Here is a 22,384-nt window from a genome sequence, read left to right as displayed (position 1 = left end):
TTACGATATTATGGAACGTAGCTTTGTATCCCGGGTTGGGACTGTGGGGCTTGGGAAGAACGACACTAGCTCGGCCCCAAGGTTCGTGATCTGCCATTAGGAGGGATAGTCATGGCTACAGCAAACGTTTCCGCCAAAGCTGCACCCAAGACGGGGAAAGCACCTGCGAAAGCCAAGGCCGACGCTATTGCCGAAGCAAAATCCTTTGCGCCCGATTTGGCGGCGCGGATTGGCTCAACGCCCAAGACCAAGTTCAGAGGCGATCCCGACATCTTCGGTCGACTGGTTGAAGATCACGACCGGCATCGCGCCCTTCTGGCTATGGTTGAAGACACAAAAGGCAAGACGCTGGACCGTGAGAGATTGTTCACCGCGTTGGTGAAAGAGCTGAAGGCTCACGCTGCCGCTGAAGAACAGGCTCTGTGGTCCACTGTCCTGCGTGAGACCGCCACAACCGAAGATGCCCGCCATGCTGTCGCCGAGCACAAGGAGCTGGACGATATGATGGCGGACTTGGCGGCGCGGGATATGGCTTCTCCCGGCTGGCTACGCCGCTTTTCCGGTTTGAAGGAGGCGTACCTTCATCATATCGGCGAGGAAGAGCAGGAGCAGTTCGTGGCGGCTGAAAAAATCCTGACCGAAGCCGACCGGAAATATATGCGCAAGGTCTTTGAACGCCGCAAAAAGGAAGAAAAAGCAGCGGCCAAGGTAGAAAAGAAAATCAAGCTGAAGGCCTGACGAAAGGGCAACGGCCCGTCTTCTTTAAAACGGGAAGAAGATGGGGATAGCGACCATGGCTGCGGCCCATGTGATGAGGTTCAGCGGCACGCCCACGCGTACAAAATCCATGTAGCTGTACTTGGCCATGTTAAAGACCAGCACATTGGTTTGATAACCGAACGGGGTGGCAAACGCCGCCGACGCCGCCATCATGACGCACACCAGAAACGGACGTGGATCGACGCCCAGACTTTCGGCCAATGCGACGGCAATCGGTGTAATCAGCACCGCGACTGTGGCGTTGGACAACAGTTCGGTGGCCAGCAGGGTAACGCCATAAAGGACGATCAGAGCCCCCAGCGGACCCATGGGGCGGATGATGTCGATCAGATAGCTCGCGGCTTGCTGGGCCAAGCCCGTCACCTCGATGGCCGTACCGACAACCACCATGCCTGCAATCAGCAAGAGGATTTCGGGACGCAGTCCGGCATAGGCCTCTTCGGGTGTGATGACCTGCATCAGGATCAGGGCGACGGCCCCTGCAAAAGCTGCCGCTGCAATCGGCACCCAGCCAAAGGCTGCGGCAATGATAACGGTGACAAACACGCCCATGGAAATCATGGCGGGGCGCAGGCGGAACGGCCGGTCACCGGCACCGAACAGCTTCACATCACCCAGACTGGCATCGCCTGCGCCGTCCACCATATTGCGGCTTTCGCCCAGTCGCGGCAGACGCAGCGAAAATAGGCGGCTTTTCCAGCTTGAGGCTTGTTTTCGGCGGGCGGCTTCTTCCTCGGCCAATCGGGCTGCCTCGGCCTCGTCCTTGGCGACAGAACGGCCCAACTGGCGTGCTCCGACGAAATAGAGCCACAAGCCGCCCGTGAGCGCGATGCTGGCACCAACGGGGAATATTTCAAAGAAGGAGAAGCCTGGCTGTCCGGCATTGCGGGCCATGTCGTTGACCAGCAGGTTCGTCGAAGTGCCGATCAGTGTGAGCAGGCCGCCCATCACCGTCACATGACTGAGCGGCATCAGAAAGCGTTTGGGTGAAAGGTTCAGAGACTTGGCCACGTCGCGGATCACCGGTGCAGCCAGCACCACCACGGGCGTATTGTTCAGAAAGCCGCCCACAGAACCGCACAAGCCGATCACAATCCATATGCCCGTCGCACCGATGCGCTTGGACAGGCTGCTGGCCTTGCGGATGAGCAGGCCCAGCAGGCCCGACAGTTCGATCGCATAGGCGATGACGAACAGGCCCGCCAAGGCAATGACGGCTGGACTTGCAAAGGCGCTTTGCACCTCGACAGGGCGTACCACACCCAGCAACAGCAGGACGGCAGCTCCGGTCAGGGCGACGACATCTGCACGAGCCTTGCCGTGAATAAGCGCGCCTACAACACCGACGAGAACCGCGAGGGCGACAAACTGGTCAACGGTCATACCTATGGCAGACAGCGCCAGAGCCGCTTCGTCAACCTTTATTCTCCGATACGCTGCACAATGATATCAATGTGCTAGGGTGGGGCTATGCCAAAGCCGATCACCTTGTCACGTTACGCGCCAGTCGCCCTTGCGAGCGCTTTTGTGCTTGTTTCAGCGTGCGATACCCAGCCAACTCCACAAGCGCCTGCCAAGGAACCGCGGACAGAGACTGTGGTGGTGACGCTGCCTGTTCTGGATCGTGCGGAGTTGTTGGCGGCCATTGATCGAGCGGCTTCGGCCTATGCCAGCGGTCAGGTAGCGGAACGGGAAAACCTGTCAGGTCGGCGCTTTTTGATCCGTCAACCTATGGGGTGTCAGGCCCCGCTGGCGGCGGGAAGCGCCGCGCCACAAGGCGTGGGCGTTTTGATGAAAATCGAAAACGCGCCAGATCTCAAACTGACTCTGTCTCCCGCCGACTGGACTAAATCTCTGGAGCGCCCGGAAGGGGCAGGGGGATGGGAAGCGGCCGAAGGGTTCTGGTTGGCTTGGCCGTGGTTGCGTACGGACGTCTGTCCTCAACCGCCGCTGTCCGCCGATGAACCTGTGGTGGAGGGCGATGCGGTCGAACCGTCTCTAGAAACAAGTGCCCCATCTATGTCCCACACAGCAGGTTTGGCCTCGGTGTTCGAGGTGGATGGGTCGCGCCTGAAGCGCCGTATGGGCCGCGCCTACGAATATACCTTGCGGGGTGATGGCAAGACGCCCCCCGTCAAGGATCAAGGTGGCTATCGATTGGTCATGGAGGGGCGAATAGCCGCCTTTTCAGACGGCCGTTCAATCCGATGCCACGCTGCTAATGCAGATCAACGACCAGCCTGCGTCGCCGCCGTCCATTTGGAACGCGTGGCATTTGAAACCTCGGGCGGCCAGCAACTTAGCGAATGGCGCGGCGGTTAATCCGGCTGCAGCTACGGGAAAAACTGTGACCGGATCGACGTCGCGACAAGACCCGAGGATGTTGCACCTCAGCGACGGTTGCTGGTCGCGAGGTGGTTGCCGAAGAACAGGCTGTTGATCAGCAGACGTTCGGTGCCCAGCCAGTATTTGCGGTGGGCGGGGTCGTCAGCGAACAGTACGACCGTGCCTGATCCGACCGGATTGACCTGTGCCCATACCGAACCGGCGGCCTGACGGCGAAGGGCGTCCGGCAGATAGCCGTTTACCTGTGGCTCGGCGTCGATGCGTACGACATTGGCAAACGGGTCGGCGACCGGTGTCAGGGTGATGTCGGTTTCCTTGTTCACAAACAGGTCGCGGCGCGACAGGCCGAATGCCAGCGGGTGGGTGATGTCGGCATCGGCAGATAATGCGTTTCCGGCTGTGCGCTGTTCGCCCTGAACCGTGCTGCGGTCGGCATAGTCGCGACGTGCATTGGCGGTGTCGTCTTTGGCGTCTTCTTTTTCGCTTTGCGGGGCCAGACCGTTTGCCGCGGCCCAGCGGGCAGCAGAGCCGAACACAACCAGAGAACCGCCACGGCGGACCCACGCCTTGATGGCGTCGACTGTGGGCTGGCCCAGCCCGTCATAACGTCCGCCTGACAGAACGATGCTGTCATAATTGTTCAGGTCGATACGGCCCAGTTGCGAAGGGTCCAGTCGGCTGGCCGGATAATGAAGGCGCTCGCTGAGGGCAAACCATGTCGAGCCGATTTCGGTGGCATTGACGCCTTCGCCGACCACTAGAGCAATACGGGGTGCGCGGACCACCTTCATGCTGTTGCTGCCCAGATCGATACCGGACACGGCTTGGCCACTGCCGAGGCCATGGGCGGTGACACCTGCCGCACGCGCGGCTTCGTCGATGGTCTGGCGCAGGGTTTCTGCATCGAGCGATTGGCCACCGGCGGTAATGACCAGCGAGCCCCGCTCGAAACGGGTTTCGCCATTGTCGGTGCGGCTGGTGAAGGGCTCGAAGGCCGTGCGGATGCGGACATCCTTTTGCAACAGGGTCGCCAGAAGCTGCGGGGCGTTCTGGTCGCGCCAGTCGATGGCATAGGCGTATGCATTGTCCGGGCCGCTGACACCGCCTTGCGCAGTTGGAACGGCGGTGAGCGCCGGACCGATTGCAGGGACGCGGCGCAGGCCGCTGCTGTTCAGGTTATAGGCCAGAGCAATCGAATAGGATGTGCTGCCGTAAACGCTACCTCTGGTCGGTGGTGTCCGGTCGAAAATGGAGTGGATCAGGCGGAACTGCGGCTGGGCCGATGGCACCACATAGGCGGAACCCGGCTCAAACGTGCGGCCATCCTGTGTGATGCGCTCGGTTAGTGGGTAAACCTGAATACGGTGGGTCTGCAGCAGTTCCAGCGTCTGTCGGGTCAGGCCGGTATTGGCCGGATCACCAAATACGAAAGCCTGCGAGGTATGGCGACGGCCCTGTTCGACGGCTGAACGGAAGAAGTCGCGCTGGAAGCCGAGCAGTCCGGCACGTTCGGCTACGGCACCGCGAATGGTGGCCAAGCCGACATTGGTCTGGTTGCGGATGGTAAAGGGGAAGGTGAGGGGGCCGTTTGACGTGTTCTGGACCAGCCCACGCGAGGAGGCCTGTTCCACCGTCACACCGATGCCGCCGTGAAAGTCGGGATAGGTCGAGCCATAGACCGGCGAGAAGTTGTCGAACACCTCGCGTGTGAAATACAGCGATCCGAGATTGTCCAAGGCCTGCGCATGGTATTTGGCAAGAGTCACATTCCACTCATAGGCCGCGCGCGGCAGGAGCGGGCTCTCCATCGAGGCCGGTGACGGCTCGAAATAATAGGTGCTTTCGGCACCCATCTCGTGGAAGTCGATCTGGAAATTGGGTTTCCAGCGATGGAAGGCTTCCAGCTTGGCGCGGGTCTCGCGCTGGGTCACGGCCAGCCAGTCGCGGTTCAGGTCGGTAAAATAGTGGTTGATGCGGCCAGCAGGCCAAGCCTCGACATGCTCCTTGTCCAGAGGATCGGCGGATGCAGGGTTGGACTTCCACGCATTGTGCCAGTTAGCAGCACGGTCGCGACCATCGGGGTTCTGGGAAGGATCGATGACCACGACAGCCTTGTCGAGCCATTCCAGCGTTTCGGGAGAGCGGCTGGCGGCCAGATAATAGGCCGTCAGCAGCATGGCCTCGCCGCTGGAAGTCTCGTTGCCGTGGACGCTATAGTACAGACCCACCACCACAGGCTGATCGGCACCGATAGCGGGTCCGTTTGGATCGGAGACGCTGGCATGGGCGCGCTGGATGTCGCCAATGCGTGACTGGTTGGAGGGGGAACTGATCACGACCGACAAAAGAGGGCGGTGTTCGTAACTGGAACCGATAGTCTCGACCGTCACCCGATCCGATAGGCGTTCCAGCTCTTTCAGATAGGCCACGATCTGGTCGTGGCGCGTATAGTGCGACCCGACCGCATAGCCGAGGAAGGTCTCGGGCGTGGGAATGGCAGGATTGAAATCGGACGCGGCGGCCTGCGGGAAGTAATAGCTGCTCTGGGCGGAAACCGTGGCCGGAACTGCCAGCAAGGCCGCCCCGAACAGTACCGCTGCGGCGGCGCGTCTGGCGAAACGGGTCGTCGTTCTCACGTTCATAATATCCCCCGATAAAACATTGATTAGAAGCTAGCGTCGAAACCGATGCGGAAATAGCGCCCGCGCAAATCGTATTGCCCGAAATCATACGGCGCGCGCACACCCGGGAAGGACGCGTCGTGCGGCGGGGCCTCGTCGAACAGGTTTTCGATCTTGGCATAAAGGCTGATTTTGTCGCTGATGGCCCAACCCAGATAGGCATCGAACTGGTTATAGGCATCGACGCTGGTTTGACCGGCAATCACCGTGGCCTGGTCATAACCGCTGGTATAGTACCAGGTTAGATTGGCGTTGAAGGCGTTGCGCGACCAGCCCAGACGGGTGGTGGCCTTGTCTGCCGGAAGCGTGGCCCCGCGATTGGTGCCGGCATAGTCCAAGATCGGTCCGCCAACCGTGTTCGGGCGCTTGTATTCCAGCAGGTGCGTATAGGCGCTGGAGGCTGTGAAATCGCCCCAGTTGTCCGTGGCCCAGCGGTGGCTGATATCCACATCAATGCCCGATGTCTCGAGCGAGGTCAGGTTCTGGTAGCGGTTATAGACGGCTTGCAGTTTGCCGCGGCTGTCACGGATGACATCGGCTGGATTATTGTTCTGAACAACCGTGGTGATGTTGTTGGTACCGATCAGGTTGTCGAGTTTGATCTGGTACCAGTCCACACTGATAACGCTGGAGCGGGTCGGCGTGAATACGGCACCGAAATTGAGCGACTTGGTTTCTTCGGGTTCCAGATCGGTATTGCCGACCGTGAAGAAGGTCGGGCTTTGGCGCGAGTTCGGAAGATCGGGATCATAGGGGTCGATCACCGAACCATAGGAGATCATGGTCGAGGCCGAGTTTTCCGAAAGCGACGGAGCGCGGAAGCCACGCGAGGCCGAAGCACGCACGGCCAGCTTGTCGTGCAGCTTCCAGCGCAGTCCAGCCTTGGGCGAGAAGGCCGAACCAAAGTCGCTGTACTCGTCGGCGCGACCAGCAATCTGGATATCCAGATTGCTGAATACCGGAATGTTGAACTCGGCAAAGGCAGCGAACACGTCACGCTCGCCGTCAACTGCGGCGATGGCCGGTCGCACTTGCAGGCCCGCATCTATCTGCCACGGGTTACGCGAGACGAGGCTCTCGTTGCGGTATTCGATACCGGCGGCATAACCGATCTGGCCCGCAGGCAGGGTGAACAGTTCACCGGTAATCTTGAAGTCGGCACCGTACAGGCGCGATTCCGCAGGGCGCACGGTGGAAAGACGGATACCGTCCAGAACGGCCTGTGGCGTAGCGCCCGGATTGTGCAGGTTCAGGGTACCGTCGGCCAATGCCTGAGCCAGCGTCCAGCGGTTGGCAAAGCCGCCCGAAACGGTTTCACGCTCGGTGCTGCCGGAAGCATAGATGGCGGCTTCCCAGTCGAACTTCTCAGTGTTGCCACGCAGTCCGGCAAGGGCGCGATAGGACTCGGATTCGTTGGTCTTCAGCGTGCGGCCCAGATCGAAGAAGGTGTACTCGATCGGCGTGGCCACCCCATAGGGATTGTAGGGGTTATTGGCAGGCAGAAGGTTGGACACCGGCTCGGCCAGACCGGTCTGTGCGTTCAAGGCAAAGCGGCCACCCTCCAGTGTGAAGAAGGGGCTGGAGCCGAACAGCGATGCGCCCTCGACATAGGAATACAGCACCTCACCAAACGCTTCGACTTGCGGGGTCAGGCGGGCCGTGGCGTGGACATAGGCCTGATAGCGGTCCGTGGATGGGATCAGGGTGGTATGCGGGGCCAGATTGATGGCGCAGGTATTGCCTTGCAGACCGTCGATCGGGGCGCTGGCGGTCAGGACCATGCCTTCGGGGCATTGGCCCGCAGCATTCAGGAACGGTACCGATTGGCCGTTGACTAGAAAGCGCGCGCCCTTGGCGGACCAGCCATTCCAGCGGCCACCGGGCAGGTCGCTATAGATGCCCGACTTGGTCAGATCGCGCTCGTCCTGATCCAGTCGCTCGCGCGTATAGGCTTCCAGCGAGATAAGGATATTGAAGCCGTCATCGTCGAGATTGCCATAGCCGCCCACCAGTTTGGCGGTGGTGGTTTCAAGACCGCCCTGATCCGCGACTCCGTAGCTGGCTCCGAATTCGAGGCCTTCGAAGTTTTGGCGGGTGATGATGTTGGTCACGCCTGCAACGGCGTCGGAACCGTAAACCGCCGAGGCTCCGTCCTTGAGAACCTCTAAACGTTGTACGGCCACCATCGGTAACGCGTTCAGGTTGACGAAGGTGTCGGACAGGCCACCGCCCGGAAAACCGTAATTGGCTACACGGCGTCCATTCAGCAGAACAAGGGTGTTCTTTTGCGATAGGCCACGCAGACCGATACCGGCAGCCCCCGAAGACCAGCCGCTGTTCTGTGTTTCATTCGAGCCATTGCCCGTATTGGCAGAGATCGAGCGCAAAAGGTCAGAGGTCGTCGATTTGCCGGAGGTGCGGATTTCCTCACGGCTAATGGTCTGGACGGGGTTGAAGCCCTCTGTATTGGCGCTGCGGATATTGGTGCCGGTGACAACAACGTCGGCCACAGAGGTTGGCTGCTGCTGGTCATCAACGACTGCGCCATTGACGGGAGCGGGCGTTTCAGAGGCAGCAAAAACAAGCGTCGGTGCGCTCGCGGATACAAGAATGGCCAAGGCCGCACTGGTCGTTCGGATCATGAATAGGCACCGCAGGGAGGAAGGAAAGCGGCGCGTTTAAGGCACGTCTAACAACGAGATTTAAATTTAGTTTTTCTGCTCTTTGCGAGAGTTTATGTGCATCGCGGATGGGGTATTAAATTCCTAATTCTCTAAATTTAGTGAGGCGACAGTGCTGAAGCCGTGGCGAACTATGGCTTTGAGCCTGAAATATTTTTGCAAACGCCCATGCGAGCGCATTGGGTGAGCCTGTTATTTTCGACGCAGACTTGGAACCGATTGGCCTCAGAGGTGATACGGCCCGGTCCGAAGACCGGGCCTTATGTTTTCGTGAAGCCGATCAGGCGGCGGGGATGTCACCAAAGCGGCCGCTGTTGAAGTCTGCAACGGCCTGCCGGATTTCATCCTCGCTGTTCATCACGAACGGGCCGTAGCCGACGATAGGCTCGTCGATAGGCTCGCCGGTTAGGACCAGCAGGACGGTGTCCGCATCGGCGCTCAGGCTGACGCTGGTACCCTTGCGGTCCAGCAGCAGGGCCTCGGCGGCACCGGCGGGCTGGTCGCCATTGACCGTGACATGACCCGACAGGACCACGACTATGGTGGTGTGGCCTTCCGGCAGATCCAGCGTCGTTTCGGCGTCGCGGTTCAGTCGCACATCCCATACGTTAATGGGGGTGAAGGTGCTGGCCGGACCCTTTGCGGTCCCCATTTCTCCGGCGATGATGCGGGCCGTGCCTGCGTTGTCGGGCAGGGCCACGGTCGGAATGTCGGCGTTCAGGATCGACTGGTAGCCGGGACGGGTCATCTTGTCCTTGGCTGGCAGGTTGACCCACAACTGCACCATGCGGAAGGGGCCGCCGGCCCGCGCAAAGGCAGGCGAGTGGAACTCTTCGTGCAGGATACCGCTGCCCGCCGTCATCCACTGTACGTCGCCGGGGCCAATGATGCCGCCCTGACCGGTGGAGTCGCGGTGCTCGACCTCGCCGTCATAGACGATGGTTACGGTCTCGAAACCACGGTGGGGATGCTGGCCGACGCCGCGTCGCTTGTCCGTCGGCTCGAAATTGTGCGGACCGGCATAGTCGAGCAACAGGAAGGGGCTGACCTGTTTACCAGCGGCATTATAGGAAAACAGCGACCGCACAGGGAAGCCGTCGCCGACCCAATGGCCGCGATCATTACCGTAACGTCCCAGAACCTTTTTCATAATGTGTCTCCTTGGGGCGATCAGACCTCGCTAACCGCGTTGAGACCTATATGATCCAGGAACGACGACCGCAGAAGATTGCATATTCGGCTTGCTGCGTTCTATTTATAGAACGATGAGAGACCTCAACGACCTCTATTATTTCGTCCAGGTAGTGGATCACGGCGGCTTCGCCCCCGCGGCGCGAGCGCTGGGGATGCAGAAGTCCAAGCTGAGCCGTCGTATCGCTTTTCTGGAGGAACAGTTGGGTGCCCGGTTGATCCACCGGTCATCGCGCAAGTTCTCCGTTACCGAGGTGGGGCAGGAATATTATCGTCACTGTCTGGCCATGCTGGTCGAAGCAGAGGCGGCACAGGCGGTGATCGACAATGTTACGGCCCAGCCGCGCGGGGTGATCCGTGTGGCTTGTGTGCCGGGGTTGCTGACCTATCAAATGGGTGGGTTGATTGCGCGCTTCATGGCCATCTATCCCGAGGTCGAGGTGCATCTGCACAGCACCAGCCGCCGCATAGATGTCATTGGCGAGGGTTTCGACTTGGCTATTCGCGTGCGTGAACCGCCGCTGGAACAGTCTGACTTGGTCATGCGCAAACTGGACGAGAGTGTGCATCGTCTGGTCGCTGCGCCGGAGTTGATAGCGCGCTTTTCTGCCCCCTCCGGTCCGGCCGACCTGAGCGACTGGCCCAGTCTGGATTTCGGTCCGGCGCACCGCGACCACGTCTGGGCCTTGCACCACAAGGACGGCATGACGGCTTCGGTGCGGCATACGCCACGTCTGGTAACGGACGACCTGTCGATGCTGCACGACGCAGCCCTGCTGGGACTGGGCGTTGTCCTGTTGCCGAGCGTGGCGGTGATGCGAGACATCGAGGCAGGACGTTTGATCGACCTGCTACCCGACTGGCGCCCAAAGAAGTGGATCGTTCATGCCGTCTTTCCCTCGCGGCGCGGACTGCTGCCCTCTGTCCGGCTGTTGCTGGATTTTCTGGTCGAGGGCTGCGCGACGAATAGGCCCGCAGGGTAGCGGACCTGCGCATCATCACCACAACGGTTCGGGGCCTTGGCCATCATGCGGCTTAATCGCTGACGCGAACCTCGAGCATAGCTGTGTCGTAGCCTTCGTTGGCCTTGGGATCGGCACTCAGTGCTGCGGCCATGAGGGCATCACCCTCAACGGATTGCCCGTTGTCGTGGAGCATTTTGCCTAGACCGTATTTGGCTTTTTGGCTGGTTGGGTCGAGTTCCGTCGCCCGGCGATAGGCACCCAGAGCCTCACTTTCGCGGTTCAGGATGTACAGCAGATATCCACGCCGCATATGAAGCTCCGCATCATCCTCTTTTGCCTCAATAGCCTTTTCGCACATTTCCAATGCGACATCGCGGCTATGTCCGGACAGCGTCCGTGAGACACAGGCCTGCGCAGGATCATCAAGATTGATGCGGGTCAGCTCTTTGAAGCGCGCCATATCGGCGGCGGCACCCTGACTATTTCCCTGTATCTCGCGGATGCCCGCGCGATCAATCAGCAGGGCAGGGAAGTCGGTTTCGACCGACAGGGCGTTCGTCAGGGCCGCCTCGGCCTTGGCGGGATCCGAGTCCTTGAGGCTGGCGGCCAAAGTCTGTGCAATGTTGATGAACATCGGAACCTTGGCTTCGGGATAACCGATGGACTGCGCCACCAGATCTATCTGCGCGTATGCCTGTTCTGCGCGGCCCATTCTGAGCAGTTGGGTCGCCAGAACAGCTTTGGCTTTATCGTCTTGCGGTTGCAGGGTGGTAATCCGCTCTAGATCGGCGAGGGAACGGGCAGACTGGCCCATGCGCTCATAGGCAGCGGCACGACGATAAAGGGCGTGGGTGTTCTCTGGCCATGAGCGCATAGCGCCGGTGAATGCCAGAACGGCTTCAAGATCGTCTTCCTCGATCTCGGCCAGACGTCCCTTGGCGTGGAACAGGATGGCATCGTTCGGATCGGCGGCTTCGCCAGCCGCGATATCGGCGCGAGCCTTTTCCAGATCGTTCATCGCCAGATAGACCAGTGCACGATTGGCAAAGGCGTTGGCATTGGGTGAAGCAAAGCCTGCAATAGCGGCGTCGAACTGGGCGATGGCTCCCGCATAATCGTTTTCGTTGCTGAGGGCATAGCCACGACGAAGGGCAGCGTCCGGATTGCCCTCGGGGGCCGTTGTCAGGGTTTGGCGGTCTGTCGCAGTCAGGGTGTAGCCTCGCTTCACCTGCATTGTGGCTTTCAAGTCTTTGAAGCTGTCCATGCCCGCCTGCTCGGTCTGGACTTCTGCCGCAGTGGCATAGGGGCGCAGTGTGATCGAGCCACGATCAGTTTCCAGCCGGTTGCCGTTACGCTGGACGGTACGGAAATAGCGGGTCGCACCAGCCTCTACCTCATAAGGCTGAACCGATAGGTCAACAACGTCCTGACCTTCTGGGAGGATGACGGTTGTACGGAATGATGACGAGCTAGGGAATTTCTTGCCGTAATCGGCATCCTTGAAGTTCTCGTCCTTGTGCGCCTCAAAGCCTTTCCACGTCACGTGGGCCAGAGGGATATCTACGGGCCCATCGCTCCAGTCGAAGGTGATGTTAGCCGTCGCGCGGGCCGTAAATTCGTGGGTATCGCCTTGGTATTCCCACTGGCTCTTGATGTCAGAAACCAGCCCGTAATCCTTCAGGAACTTGCTCCAACGCTCGTCATACCAGCGGGAAAGTTCGGCGGCGGGAACCTGAGCCACACCAGCCTGCATTTCAGTGGCCCCGTGGCCTCGGCTAATCTCGGTCAATGTGACGCGCGCAGGGCTGTAGATGCCATCGGAAAAATCGATCTCGATGTGCATTCCACCGTTTGAGCGCGGCGGGAGCTTAAGCGGGATGTGCTCAAGGCGGGCATTTTCTACAATAGGCAGAACATATTCGTGAACCAGTGGGGCGTCCGGCGTCAGGCTGCGATCGCCAATACGCGCGCCGTCCATCATATAGGTCTCACCGTTGATGCGCGCCTTCACGATCACATGGTCGAACGCACCGACCATCGGCAGATATTTGTCGAGCGGCGAGTTCGTCGAAGACACCAGTACGGGAACCGCATCGATGCCTAGTTCTCTTAACAGAGCAACCAAAAGCACGGTCTTACCCTTGCAGTCGCCTTGCCGGCTGGCCCAGACTTCGCTGGCCGTAACAGGCAACCAGCCACCTTCGCCGAGCGTCAGTGCCATGTAGCGCACCTCGTCCTGAACCAGTCGCAGCGCAGCAAGAGCGCGGGCTTCTGCCGAGGTGTGTTCGGACTTTATTCGCGCCACATGCGCGACCAGATCGGCGGCATCTGGCAGGGTGCTGGCCTGATTATAGGCAGGGCGGATATGCTCCGCGATCGTTCCCCATTGAGGGAAGCTGCTGATCTGCCAGGCGTAATCCGGAAGAGAGCGGGGGGCGATGGTGTCCGGGTAGGTTTGGGCTTCAATATCAGTCTTGCGAAGTGACAGCTCGTTGAAGTCGCCCTGATGGGTGATCGGAGGGACACTGGCGTGGCGGCCGGCGCGGGTTTGCACCTTAATCGAAGCTGGCCAGCTGATTGACGTAGCAGCAAGATCAATAGGGAGCGGCGAATAGGAATAGACTTGCGCTTCGAGCGGGTTGCTGAAGACATCGAACTGCGTGCGGAGCGAATAGGCAAAGTCGATCGTGTCGCCAACGCGGATGTCGGGGTTCACTAGTACGCCGGTCAGTAAGCCATTGATTTGCAGCGACTGCTCAAGTGCTGCTTCGCGACGCAGAATGGTAAAGTCGGCCTTTTCCAGAATGTCGGAGGTTTCGCCAGACCGAATGATTTGGGCGTGGTGAACGGTAGGGGTCTGCAGGGCCGGATTCCATTCCAGTCCCAATTGCGAAGCCTGTTGCAAACCCAAGGGCGACAACACGCGCAAACGCATGCGAACATAGGTTTCTGTATGGGTACCGAAGGCGCGCGTATGGTTTTCGAGAACTTCATAGCGAACGTGCTGAGACGGGCTGTCGGGCCTGTTGGACAGATGAGGTGCCACAGCCGGAATCCAGTCGGGCGCAGGGGCACGCAAGATCGTTTCGCCTGCCATGGCTGTTGTGCTTAACAACCATGCCGAAGCTGCCAACATCAGATTGTTTTTCAACACGATTTCCCCATTTCGCATTCCGATGTAATTCCATATCAGAGCGGAAAAGGCGGGAATAGGGGCTTCTAACAGCAGTGCACAGTTTAAGACTTAGCCATTTTCAGGCGGTGCTGCTGATGTGGTGGAGCGATACCGCTCATATAGTTTTCATTTTTCTACATAAATGACTGAATTTAATCATTTATAATTCAGGCGGCCGGTGATGTCTTTGTCGTCGGTGCGGGTTTCCTTTGAGGAGGAAGCGATGACCACTGCCGATGAACTGGAAGATTTCCTAGCGCGCCGGCAAAGCCTGCCGCTTTCGTGCCGGAACGGATACCGGTTGGACGGTGGCTGTTGTCTGAAAATGAGCAGGGCCGAGGCTTTCAACTGCGCTCATTTAACCTGGCAGCACCAACATATCAGAACCGATTTGATTGTCTTGTAAGGGTGGATTTCATCGGTATATCGTATACGGTATCTTTTTCTGCCCTAGGGAGGGGTAATGATGAAAGTGGTATCGGTACGAAGGGAAGGGGCACTGACGCGCGGTAGGGGAGTACTCGCAGCCAGTGTCAGCATACTCGCATTGGCGGCTCCGCTGGCGGCCTATGCGCAAGACCAACCGGCTCAAGAGAGCGCAGTGACGCAGGTCGGCGAGATTGTCGTGACCGGCTCGCGATTGCAGCGTAGCGGGCTTGACGCGCCGACGCCGACCATGGCTCTGACGGCCGAACTGCTTGAGGCCAAGGCCATTGTGAACGTGGCGGACATTCTCAACGAAATGCCGCAGGTCGCGACGGGTTTGTCGAATGCCAATACCAGCTATAGCTTTGGCAATATTGGACTGAATCAGGTCAATTTGCGGAATCTGGGGGTGCGTCGCACCCTGACGCTGGTGAATGGCCGCAGACGGGCTGGCACACCGGATGATTCAAACTTCCTGGCCTTTGATCTCGGAAATATTCCGGCGGCATTGGTGCAGCGTGTCGAGGTTCAGACCGGTGGCACATCGGCGGTTTACGGCGCAGATGCTGTTGCTGGCGTGGTGAACCTGATCCTCAAGGATGACTTCGACGGTGTTGAAGCTCAACTCCAGTACGGTTCCGACGAGGGCGGTACCTATGACACCCTGACCTATGGTCTGACGGCCGGGGTAAACTATGATCGCGGTAATGCGGTCCTGCATATGAGCCGCACAGAGACGGGCGGCTTAACGCGCGGTGACCGTGGTTTGGGCACGCGTTATGGCTTCGTCTCCAATCCTGCGAATACAGGCCCGAATGACGGCATTCCTGCCCGCATTCCGCTACGCGATCTTAGCTTTGCCTACTTCGCGCTGGGGACACCGACCGGCAATCTGCCGTTCGGGCCGAACGGCACATGGACGGATGTGATTTTTGATTCCGCCAGCCAGACCTTCCGTCCCTTGAATGTAGGCGATCGCGGCGTGATCGACGGCAGCTATTCCCAGGGCGAGGGCGGGCGTCAGGACGCCGATACATTGGTAGCTCCGCTGGAGCGTACCAATGTCTATGCCAAGGCGGACTACCAACTGAATGACAAGCTGAAGTTGTTCGGTGAATTTATTTTCGCCGATATCACGGCCCGTGACCGTATCAGCGCGGTGTTCGATTCCTGGAGCACCAGTGTTTCGATCGACAACCCCTTCATGCCAACGGCAGTACGGGATGGTCTGATCGCAGCGGGCGAGGACTCGATGTATTATGCCCGCTCGCATGACGAGTTCGGCATGCGCGGCACCGACATGGATCGCCAGTATTACAGCCTTGCGACTGGCCTTGAAGGAGAGTTCGGTGACACTTGGAAGTGGTCGGCTGTATTTGAGTACGGCAAGTCGAAAACCACGAACCATAACCTGAATGACCGTCTGGACCCCCGTTGGTTCGAGGCATCGGATGCGATCCTTGATCCGATAAGCGGGGAGGCTGTCTGTCGCAGTGTCGAGGCCCGCGCGCGAGGCTGTGTGCCGGTCAACATCTTTGGTCAGGGCACGATTTCTGCCGCCGCCGTAGACTATATCCGTGTGAACCATAGCTCTACGACGGATACCAGCCAGACCATGCTGCAAGGCCTGATCGCCGGTGATCTGTTCCAGCTTCCGGCCGGAGCCGTGAAGTTTTCGGCAGGTGCCGAGTATCGCAAGGACGAGATCGATTTCCGCCCGTCATCGGTTTGGGAAAATGCCGAGGGCTTCTTTGGCAGCCAGTTTTCTCCCATCAGCAAGTCGAATGATGTGAGCGAGGCTTTCGCCGAGGTTCTGGTGCCGGTCGTGCGCGACAAGCCCTTTGCTTATTCGGTAGAGTTGGAAGGTGCCTATCGCGTTTCCAAATATGAACGCGCGGGCTCGGTCGATTCATGGAAGCTGGCCGGTTCGTGGGCACCGATCCCCGATATCCGTTTCAGGGTTACCAAGGCGACGGCGGTGCGGGCTCCTTCGCTGGGCGAGATGTTCAATCCGGGCAGTCGCGGTGCTTCGGGCCTGAGCGATCCTTGCGACCCGAACCTGCTGGACAGCGGCACGCCGAACCGTCGTGCCAACTGTGCGGCACTGGGCTTTGATCCGGTGAGCTGGGACCCCAATACCCGTCGTATGACAACACTGGTGTTCAGCACGGGTAATCCCGATCTGAACGTCGAAGAAGCCGATACGATGACGGTCGGTGCGGTGATCCGTCCGCGCTTCCTGCCGGGCTTTGCCTTCTCGGCAGACTACTACAACATCAAGCTGGACGGAGGCATCGACCGGATCGGGGCCCAGCAGACGGTAAACAACTGTGTGGATCTGCCGTCGCTCGACAACCAGTTCTGCAGCATGCTGACCCGCAAACCGGACGGCAATATCTATGAGGTGCGCGACAGCTATATCAACGTCGCTTCCTTCGAGGTGGAGGGCGTCGATTTCGAAGCGACCTACCATGCCGAGCTTTCTGACCTTCTGCGCCGTGAAGGCGATCTGGGTCGTATCCGTCTGCAAGGTGTGGCTTCGTATCTGAAGCATAACACCTTCATCGACCGCGATCTGGCGACCGGCGAGGAAACGGCTTTTGATGATGCGGGCGAGGCTGGAAATCCGGACCTGCGCGGCATGGTCAATGCCACCTATTACAAGGGCAATATGCAGGTGAACTGGTCCAGCCGTTATGTCGGCGAAACGGTCACCAATAATGATCTGCTGAATCCGGCAGAGGATATCGGCAGCTACTACAACATCCCGTCGATCTGGTACCACGACCTGTCGGTGGCGATTGATACGCCTATGAATGTTCGCTTCACGGCGGGCATCCGCAATGTGTTCGACGAAGGCCCGCGTGACCACCCGACGACGGCGCGGGGCAATCTGGGCATGGACGATCTAATCGGTCGTTTCTACTTCCTCGGTGCCAAATGGCGTTTCGGAAACTGATCCCCTCCTGAAGCTAAAACTTGTGGGAGCAGTCGTAAGGCTGCTCCCTTTTTTGTGCGTGTTGCGGACATGAAAAAGGCGAGCCGTGAGGCTCGCCTTTCTCTGTTTGTTGATGTCGCAATCAGTCGAATGGACGCATCGGATAGGCGTCCGGTGGTGTCTGATGCAGCAGTTCTCGCACGAAGAAGTCCCAGCGGCGGCGCTGGTAATAGGGCACGGCATCAAGGAAGTGGTCGGCGTTTGGCACCATCATGAACTCGAAGTCTTTGTTCGCCTTGATGAGCGCGTCGGCCAGCCTTAGCGAAGCCAGAGGCGGCACATTTTCGTCCAGTTCACCATGCGCCACCATCAGGCGGCCTTCCAGCTTGGGGGCCCATGTAATGTTGGAGTTCTCGTCGTAGAGCGGGCCCAGTTCGGTCCCCATCCACTGTTCGTTCCACGTGGCCTTGTCGAGACGGTTATCGTGGTTGCCCGAGGCTGTAACACCAACCTTGTAGAAGTCCGGACGGCGGGTCATGGCGCGAACGACATCATAGCCGCCTGCCGAGAAGCCATAGATGCCGACGTGACTGGTATCCATCCACGGATTGCGCGAGGCAACGTCACGGATACCGGCAATATGGTCATCCAGACCCACAGCGTGCAGGTTCTTGTAGGCGACCTGCTGGAAGGCCCGCGAGCGGCCCCACGTGCCGCGCCCGTCGATGGTGACGGCAATCACGCCGATCTGGGCCACAGCATTGGCATTACGCCCCGTCATGGCGGCCTCGAAGGATTTGGGCGTCATGACATAGTGCGGGCCGGTATAGATGTCCTCGATCACCGGATAGCGTTTGGCAGGGTCAAAATCGGCGGGCTTGAAAATGGCCCCGTAGATCGGGGTCACACCGTCTGCCGCCACGGTCTGGAATGGCTCGGGCAGGCGATAACCGGCGGCCAGATAGGCGCTGATATCGGCACGACCCAATTCCATAACAATGCGACCGTCGCTGCTGCGGCGCAGGACCGAGCGTGTCGGTTGGTCGATGGTCGACATATTGTCCACGAAGAAGCGACCGTCAGGCGAAACGGAAACATCATGGTCCATAGGTTCGGGGGTCAAAAGCCGGATCTGGCCACCATTGCTCGGCACCGAATAGAGATGGCGCAGATAGGGGTCACGCCCGTCTTCGCGGCCCGAGCCCACGATCAGAACCCGTCCGGCCTTGTGATCTGTGCCTGCAACAGTGCGGGCGCGCCAGTTGCCGGAGGTCAGTTGGCGGCGTGCGCCAGTCTGCGCATTGATGGCATAGATATGGGCAAAGCCGTCTGGATCGGCGCTCCAGAAATGGGTGCCCGACTTGTCGTCATAGGTCCAGAAGTGGCCGTAGAAATCGACATAGGTGTCGGAGGTGTCCACGGTCAGTTGTTGTGCCTGACCGGTATCGGCCTCGATGCGGTTGAGCCTTAATGCGCCATAGCCGCGATCAGGCTGGCGCTCGAAAACGGCCTTGCTGTCGGCACTCCATTCATACCATGGGCCGCCATAGTACAGGACGGGGCGTGGCGGGGTCTGCATGGCCGTGCGCTGGCCGGATTCGATCTCGAAGATCAGGCCTTCGGAGGTCGGAATATCTGTGTCGCCGGTGAGGGGGTAGATATAGTCCAGTACCCGTGGCGGGCCGCCATCTTTGGGCGAGGACTGGACCAGTGATAGGTGGCGTGCTGCAGACCGGTTGATGCGGTAGGTGGCGATCCGGCGAGAATCCGGTGACCAGATCACCATTGGCGCGGTTTCGGGCTGGGAAGTGCCCTGTGCGGCCATGGTCTTCAGGTTGATGAGCGGTGTGGCATAGGGGGACGTGGCTCCGTCCTGTGTCAGTCTGCGTTCACTGCCGTCAGCGACAGAGACGATGAACAGGTCGCCATTGCGAACCTCTGCTCTCCAGCGGCCATCAGGCGATACCTTGCCCTTGTCGGCTTCGGAAGGGGTTTCAAGCGTGGCTTGGGCTGGATCGAAACGCCATTTTTTTCCGTCGTGGCTGAATTCGAGGGCACCTGTTTGTGCGTTCAGATTCAGGTTGGTCAGGCGCAAATCCTGGGGGGACAGTGGTTTGCCCGACGCCGCAGCCAGTCGCGATACCAGAAGATCGTGATCGAACAGGGGGGCGGTTTGGCCGGACACCGGATTAACACGCACATAGTCGCGACCTTGCGCGGTATGGCGTTCAAACCAGAAGTCGGCACTGTCGCCAATCCATTGCGGGCGGACGCTGAGGCCAAAGATCAACTCGTCAATATGCTGGGGCAGGACGGCCTCAGCACGGGCATAAACCGACGCGGGAACAGCTTCACGGGTGTTAGCCGTAGCCTCTGCAAAGGCTGGCGTGGCGAGAAATGGCGCTATGGCCAAGGGTGCGACGCTGCACATTAGCAGCGCGGCCAAAGCGGGTAGGCGATTCATGATCTATCCCCTCCTAAATCAGATATAGTATTCAATATTGCGATTGGTGAGCCTGAACCGCTGTGTCGTCAAGCACTGCATTTGCTGCGGCAAGGCTTGAAGTTCGTAACGGCATTCGCCAATATCGTATACGAAAATGAGTTGGGAGGCCGTTTTGAGTGTGTTCGGGGACGCAGAAACTGTATCGCTATCGGTGGGCGAGGTGTTCGATCTGGCGGTCAGGGTTCTGACGGGGGCAGGGTTATCTCTGGACCATGCGCAGGCTGTGGCACGCGCCCTGACGGCGGGGGAGCGCGATGAATGCGCCTCGCACGGGCTTTATCGGTTGCCGGGCTGTGTGATGACTATCAAGTCCGGCAAGATGTCTGTGGATGCTGAGCCAGTGATCGAGGATGTGTCACCGGCACTGGTCCGTGCAGATGCAGGCTATGCCTATTCCTTACTGGCGTTTGAGCGGGCGGCACCCCTGTTGGTCGAGAAGGCCAAAAAGGTCGGTGTAGCAGCTCTGGTCATCAATAATTGCTTCCATTTTTCGGCCCTGTGGCCCGAGATCGAGCATCTGACGCAGCAGGGGGTGGCGGCGCTGGCCATGACGCCCAGCCATTCGTGGGTGGCACCTGCGGGTGGCAAGCGCGGGCTGTTGGGGACCAATCCGCTGGCCTTTGGCTGGCCGCGTCCAGGCCCCAATCCCTATGTGTTCGATTTTGCCACCAGTGCCATCGCACGCGGGGACATGTCGTTGCACGACATAGCGGGCAAGCCGATCCCCGAGGGCTGGGGCGTCGATAGTGAAGGCCAGCCGACTACCAGTGCGCGCGCCGCTCTGGACGGGGCTATGCTGACGTTTGGTGGACACAAGGGCTCGGCGCTTTCGACCATGATTGAACTGATGGCCGGCCCTTTGATCGGTGATCTGACCAGCCGCGAATCCATGGCCTTTGATGATGGAGCCAAGGCGGCTCCGATGCATGGCGAACTGATACTGGCCTTTAATCCTGACTTGATGGGGGGCGCAAATCCGCAGGCCAATGCGGACCGTGCCGAGGCTCTGTTCGCAGCCTTTGCTGATCAGGGCGCACGCTTGCCGTCACAGCGGCGTTTTGAAGCCAGAGAGTGCAGCCTGAAACACGGCGTGCGCGTTCCAAAAGTGCTGTTCGACCAGATCGAAGCACTTGGCTACTAAGAAAACAACACCTTCATCATCTGTTCCTGAATACGAGACACATCATGACCTCGCCTATCGCCCTGTCGCATTGGATCAATGGTGAACGCTGCGGAAGCGCATCAACCGAGAGCCTCAACCCATCCGATACCCGTGAAGTGGTGGCACATGCGCCCGCTGGGGACATCGCCGATGTAGATGCGGCTGTTTCTGCCGCAACGGCAGCATTTGACGGTTGGGCCAATGCTTCGCCAGAGGTGCGTAGCGATGTGCTGGATCGTGCCGGAACCCTGCTGATGGAACGCAAGGAAAAGGTGGGAGAACTGCTTTCGCGTGAAGAAGGCAAGACCCTTGCCGAGGGGATTGGCGAGACGGCGCGTGCGGCTCGCATCCTCAAATATTTTGCAGGCGAAGCCCTGCGTTTGCACGGGCAAAATCTGGCCTCGACCCGACCGGGTGTTGAAGTCCAGACCTATCGCCAGCCGGTCGGCGTGTTTGGACTGATTACGCCGTGGAACTTCCCGATTGCCATACCGGCATGGAAGGCTGCTCCGGCGCTGGCCTTCGGCAATACGGTGGTGATGAAGGCCGCCAGCCACACACCGGCGACAGCCGAGGCGTTGGTGGCAATATTGCACGAAGCCGGACTGCCCAAGGGCGTGCTTAATCTGGTGCTGGGCGGTGGTCGTGTGGGGCAGGCCATTGTCGATCACAAGGATGTCGCCGGGATCAGCTTTACGGGCTCGCAGGGTGTGGGCGCTGGCGTTGCCGCCGGTGCCATGGCGCGTCAAGCGCGTGTGCAACTGGAAATGGGTGGCAAAAACCCGCTAATCATACTTGATGATGCCGATCTGGATCGGGCGGTGAATATCGCACTGGACGGCAGCTTCTTTGCGACGGGTCAGCGTTGCACGGCCTCAAGCCGACTGATCGTTCAGGACGGCATCCATGACCGTTTCGTCGCGGCGCTGGCCGAGAAGGTGCAGGCCCTGCGCGTCGGCCATGCCCTTGATCCGAACACCCAGATTGGTCCGGCAGTCAGCGAGGCCCAGCGCGAGACCTCGTATCGCTATATTGAAATTGCGACCTCTGAAGGCGGACGTATCGCTGCGGGTGGCCAGCGTCTGTCACTGGAAAATCCGGGCTGGTATGTGCAGCCGACCCTGATCGTCGACACTGATCCGGACATGCGGATCAACAATGAAGAAGTGTTCGGGCCGGTCGCCTCCACCGTTCGCGTCAAGACTTATGAGGAGGCGCTAGCAGTAGCCAACGGCACCGAGTTCGGCCTGTCGGCGGGTATCGTCACCCAGTCCCTCAAACATGCCCGCGACTTCCAGCGGCGTGCCAAGGCTGGCATGACCATGGTCAATCTGGCAACTGCTGGAGTGGACTATCACGTTCCGTTTGGCGGCACCAAAGGCTCTTCGTATGGCCCGCGTGAACAGGGCTTTGCTGCGGCTGATTTCTTTACCCTGATAAAGACGAGTTATAGCGCCGGATAACCGGCTATTTGCTTGACACCACTGCTTTTTGAATATCGTATACGATTATAACGCAGCACAGGGGAGTAGC

General features: G+C 59.4%; 13 protein-coding genes. 7 read left to right on the top strand and 6 right to left on the bottom strand.

The window, feature by feature from the left end; translation table 11 throughout:
* Positions 1–111 precede the first annotated feature (111 nt).
* On the top strand, positions 112–738 hold the full coding sequence (locus FHS64_RS08625; RefSeq protein WP_167177805.1) for a hemerythrin domain-containing protein: 627 nt from the start codon (positions 112–114) through the stop codon (positions 736–738).
* Between the two features lie 24 nt (positions 739–762).
* Here FHS64_RS08625 and FHS64_RS08620 read toward each other — a convergent pair whose 3' ends face one another.
* Positions 763–2,163 (bottom strand): SLC13 family permease, encoded by a 1,401-nt coding sequence (locus FHS64_RS08620; protein ID WP_167177804.1) that lies wholly within the window; start codon positions 2,161–2,163, stop codon positions 763–765.
* An 87-nt stretch (positions 2,164–2,250) separates the two neighbouring features.
* Between FHS64_RS08620 and FHS64_RS08615 the strand changes: the two genes are divergently transcribed.
* Positions 2,251–3,102: a hypothetical protein gene (locus tag FHS64_RS08615; RefSeq protein ID WP_167177803.1), complete on the top strand. Its 852-nt coding sequence runs from the start codon at positions 2,251–2,253 to the stop codon at positions 3,100–3,102.
* A 68-nt stretch (positions 3,103–3,170) separates the two neighbouring features.
* Here FHS64_RS08615 and FHS64_RS08610 read toward each other — a convergent pair whose 3' ends face one another.
* From FHS64_RS08610 to FHS64_RS08600, 3 genes are all read right to left on the bottom strand, one after another.
* The gene (locus FHS64_RS08610) at positions 3,171–5,768 is read right to left on the bottom strand and encodes a M14 family zinc carboxypeptidase (protein ID WP_167177802.1); all 2,598 of its coding nucleotides are present in this window, start codon (positions 5,766–5,768) and stop codon (positions 3,171–3,173) included.
* Positions 5,769–5,791: 23 nt separating this feature from the next.
* The gene (locus FHS64_RS08605; RefSeq protein ID WP_167177801.1) at positions 5,792–8,449 is read right to left on the bottom strand and encodes a TonB-dependent receptor; all 2,658 of its coding nucleotides are present in this window, start codon (positions 8,447–8,449) and stop codon (positions 5,792–5,794) included.
* 319 nt (positions 8,450–8,768) lie between these two features.
* Positions 8,769–9,638 carry a pirin family protein gene (locus FHS64_RS08600; protein ID WP_208380816.1) on the bottom strand — a complete coding sequence of 290 codons (870 nt, stop codon included), beginning with the start codon at positions 9,636–9,638 and terminating at the stop codon, positions 8,769–8,771.
* 115 nt (positions 9,639–9,753) lie between these two features.
* Here FHS64_RS08600 and FHS64_RS08595 point away from each other — a divergent pair, with 115 nt between their 5' ends.
* Positions 9,754–10,662 carry a LysR substrate-binding domain-containing protein gene (locus tag FHS64_RS08595; RefSeq protein WP_167177800.1) on the top strand — a complete coding sequence of 303 codons (909 nt, stop codon included), beginning with the start codon at positions 9,754–9,756 and terminating at the stop codon, positions 10,660–10,662.
* A gap of 52 nt (positions 10,663–10,714) precedes the next feature.
* Here FHS64_RS08595 and FHS64_RS08590 read toward each other — a convergent pair whose 3' ends face one another.
* Positions 10,715–13,795: a DUF3857 domain-containing protein gene (locus tag FHS64_RS08590; protein ID WP_167177799.1), complete on the bottom strand. Its 3,081-nt coding sequence runs from the start codon at positions 13,793–13,795 to the stop codon at positions 10,715–10,717.
* Between the two features lie 247 nt (positions 13,796–14,042).
* On the opposite strand from FHS64_RS08590, the gene FHS64_RS08585 reads away from it, so the two are divergent.
* Positions 14,043–14,225: a hypothetical protein gene (locus FHS64_RS08585; protein ID WP_167177798.1), complete on the top strand. Its 183-nt coding sequence runs from the start codon at positions 14,043–14,045 to the stop codon at positions 14,223–14,225.
* A 57-nt stretch (positions 14,226–14,282) separates the two neighbouring features.
* On the top strand, positions 14,283–17,204 hold the full coding sequence (locus FHS64_RS08580) for a TonB-dependent receptor domain-containing protein (RefSeq protein ID WP_167177797.1): 2,922 nt from the start codon (positions 14,283–14,285) through the stop codon (positions 17,202–17,204).
* A 121-nt stretch (positions 17,205–17,325) separates the two neighbouring features.
* Here FHS64_RS08580 and FHS64_RS08575 read toward each other — a convergent pair whose 3' ends face one another.
* A complete protein-coding gene (locus FHS64_RS08575) occupies positions 17,326–19,647 on the bottom strand; it encodes a S9 family peptidase (protein ID WP_167177796.1) in 2,322 nt (773 codons plus the stop codon).
* 160 nt (positions 19,648–19,807) lie between these two features.
* Here FHS64_RS08575 and FHS64_RS08570 point away from each other — a divergent pair, with 160 nt between their 5' ends.
* Together FHS64_RS08570 and FHS64_RS08565 are read left to right on the top strand one after the other, a co-directional pair.
* The gene (locus FHS64_RS08570; protein ID WP_341771127.1) at positions 19,808–20,830 is read left to right on the top strand and encodes an Ldh family oxidoreductase; all 1,023 of its coding nucleotides are present in this window, start codon (positions 19,808–19,810) and stop codon (positions 20,828–20,830) included.
* Positions 20,831–20,874: 44 nt separating this feature from the next.
* Positions 20,875–22,314: an aldehyde dehydrogenase family protein gene (locus FHS64_RS08565; protein ID WP_167177794.1), complete on the top strand. Its 1,440-nt coding sequence runs from the start codon at positions 20,875–20,877 to the stop codon at positions 22,312–22,314.
* The last annotated feature ends 70 nt before the right edge of the window (positions 22,315–22,384 follow it).

The sequence above is a fragment of the Brevundimonas terrae genome (assembly GCF_011761985.1).
Taxonomy (GTDB): Bacteria; Pseudomonadota; Alphaproteobacteria; order Caulobacterales; family Caulobacteraceae; genus Brevundimonas; species Brevundimonas terrae.
Note: the sequence above shows the minus strand (reverse complement) of the source record. Positions and strands in the feature narration are given on the sequence as shown.

Bases quoted from the DNA above. Each gene is read 5' to 3' on its own strand.
- FHS64_RS08625 (WP_167177805.1), top strand. From the start codon at position 112: ATGGCTACAGCAAACGTTTCCGCCAAAGCTGCACCCAAGACGGGGAAA.
- FHS64_RS08620 (WP_167177804.1), bottom strand. From the start codon at position 2,163: ATGACCGTTGACCAGTTTGTCGCCCTCGCGGTTCTCGTCGGTGTTGTA.
- FHS64_RS08615 (WP_167177803.1), top strand. From the start codon at position 2,251: ATGCCAAAGCCGATCACCTTGTCACGTTACGCGCCAGTCGCCCTTGCG.
- FHS64_RS08610 (WP_167177802.1), bottom strand. From the start codon at position 5,768: ATGAACGTGAGAACGACGACCCGTTTCGCCAGACGCGCCGCCGCAGCG.
- FHS64_RS08605 (WP_167177801.1), bottom strand. From the start codon at position 8,449: ATGATCCGAACGACCAGTGCGGCCTTGGCCATTCTTGTATCCGCGAGC.
- FHS64_RS08600 (WP_208380816.1), bottom strand. From the start codon at position 9,638: ATGAAAAAGGTTCTGGGACGTTACGGTAATGATCGCGGCCATTGGGTC.
- FHS64_RS08595 (WP_167177800.1), top strand. From the start codon at position 9,754: ATGAGAGACCTCAACGACCTCTATTATTTCGTCCAGGTAGTGGATCAC.
- FHS64_RS08585 (WP_167177798.1), top strand. From the start codon at position 14,043: ATGACCACTGCCGATGAACTGGAAGATTTCCTAGCGCGCCGGCAAAGC.
- FHS64_RS08580 (WP_167177797.1), top strand. From the start codon at position 14,283: ATGATGAAAGTGGTATCGGTACGAAGGGAAGGGGCACTGACGCGCGGT.
- FHS64_RS08575 (WP_167177796.1), bottom strand. From the start codon at position 19,647: ATGAATCGCCTACCCGCTTTGGCCGCGCTGCTAATGTGCAGCGTCGCA.
- FHS64_RS08565 (WP_167177794.1), top strand. From the start codon at position 20,875: ATGACCTCGCCTATCGCCCTGTCGCATTGGATCAATGGTGAACGCTGC.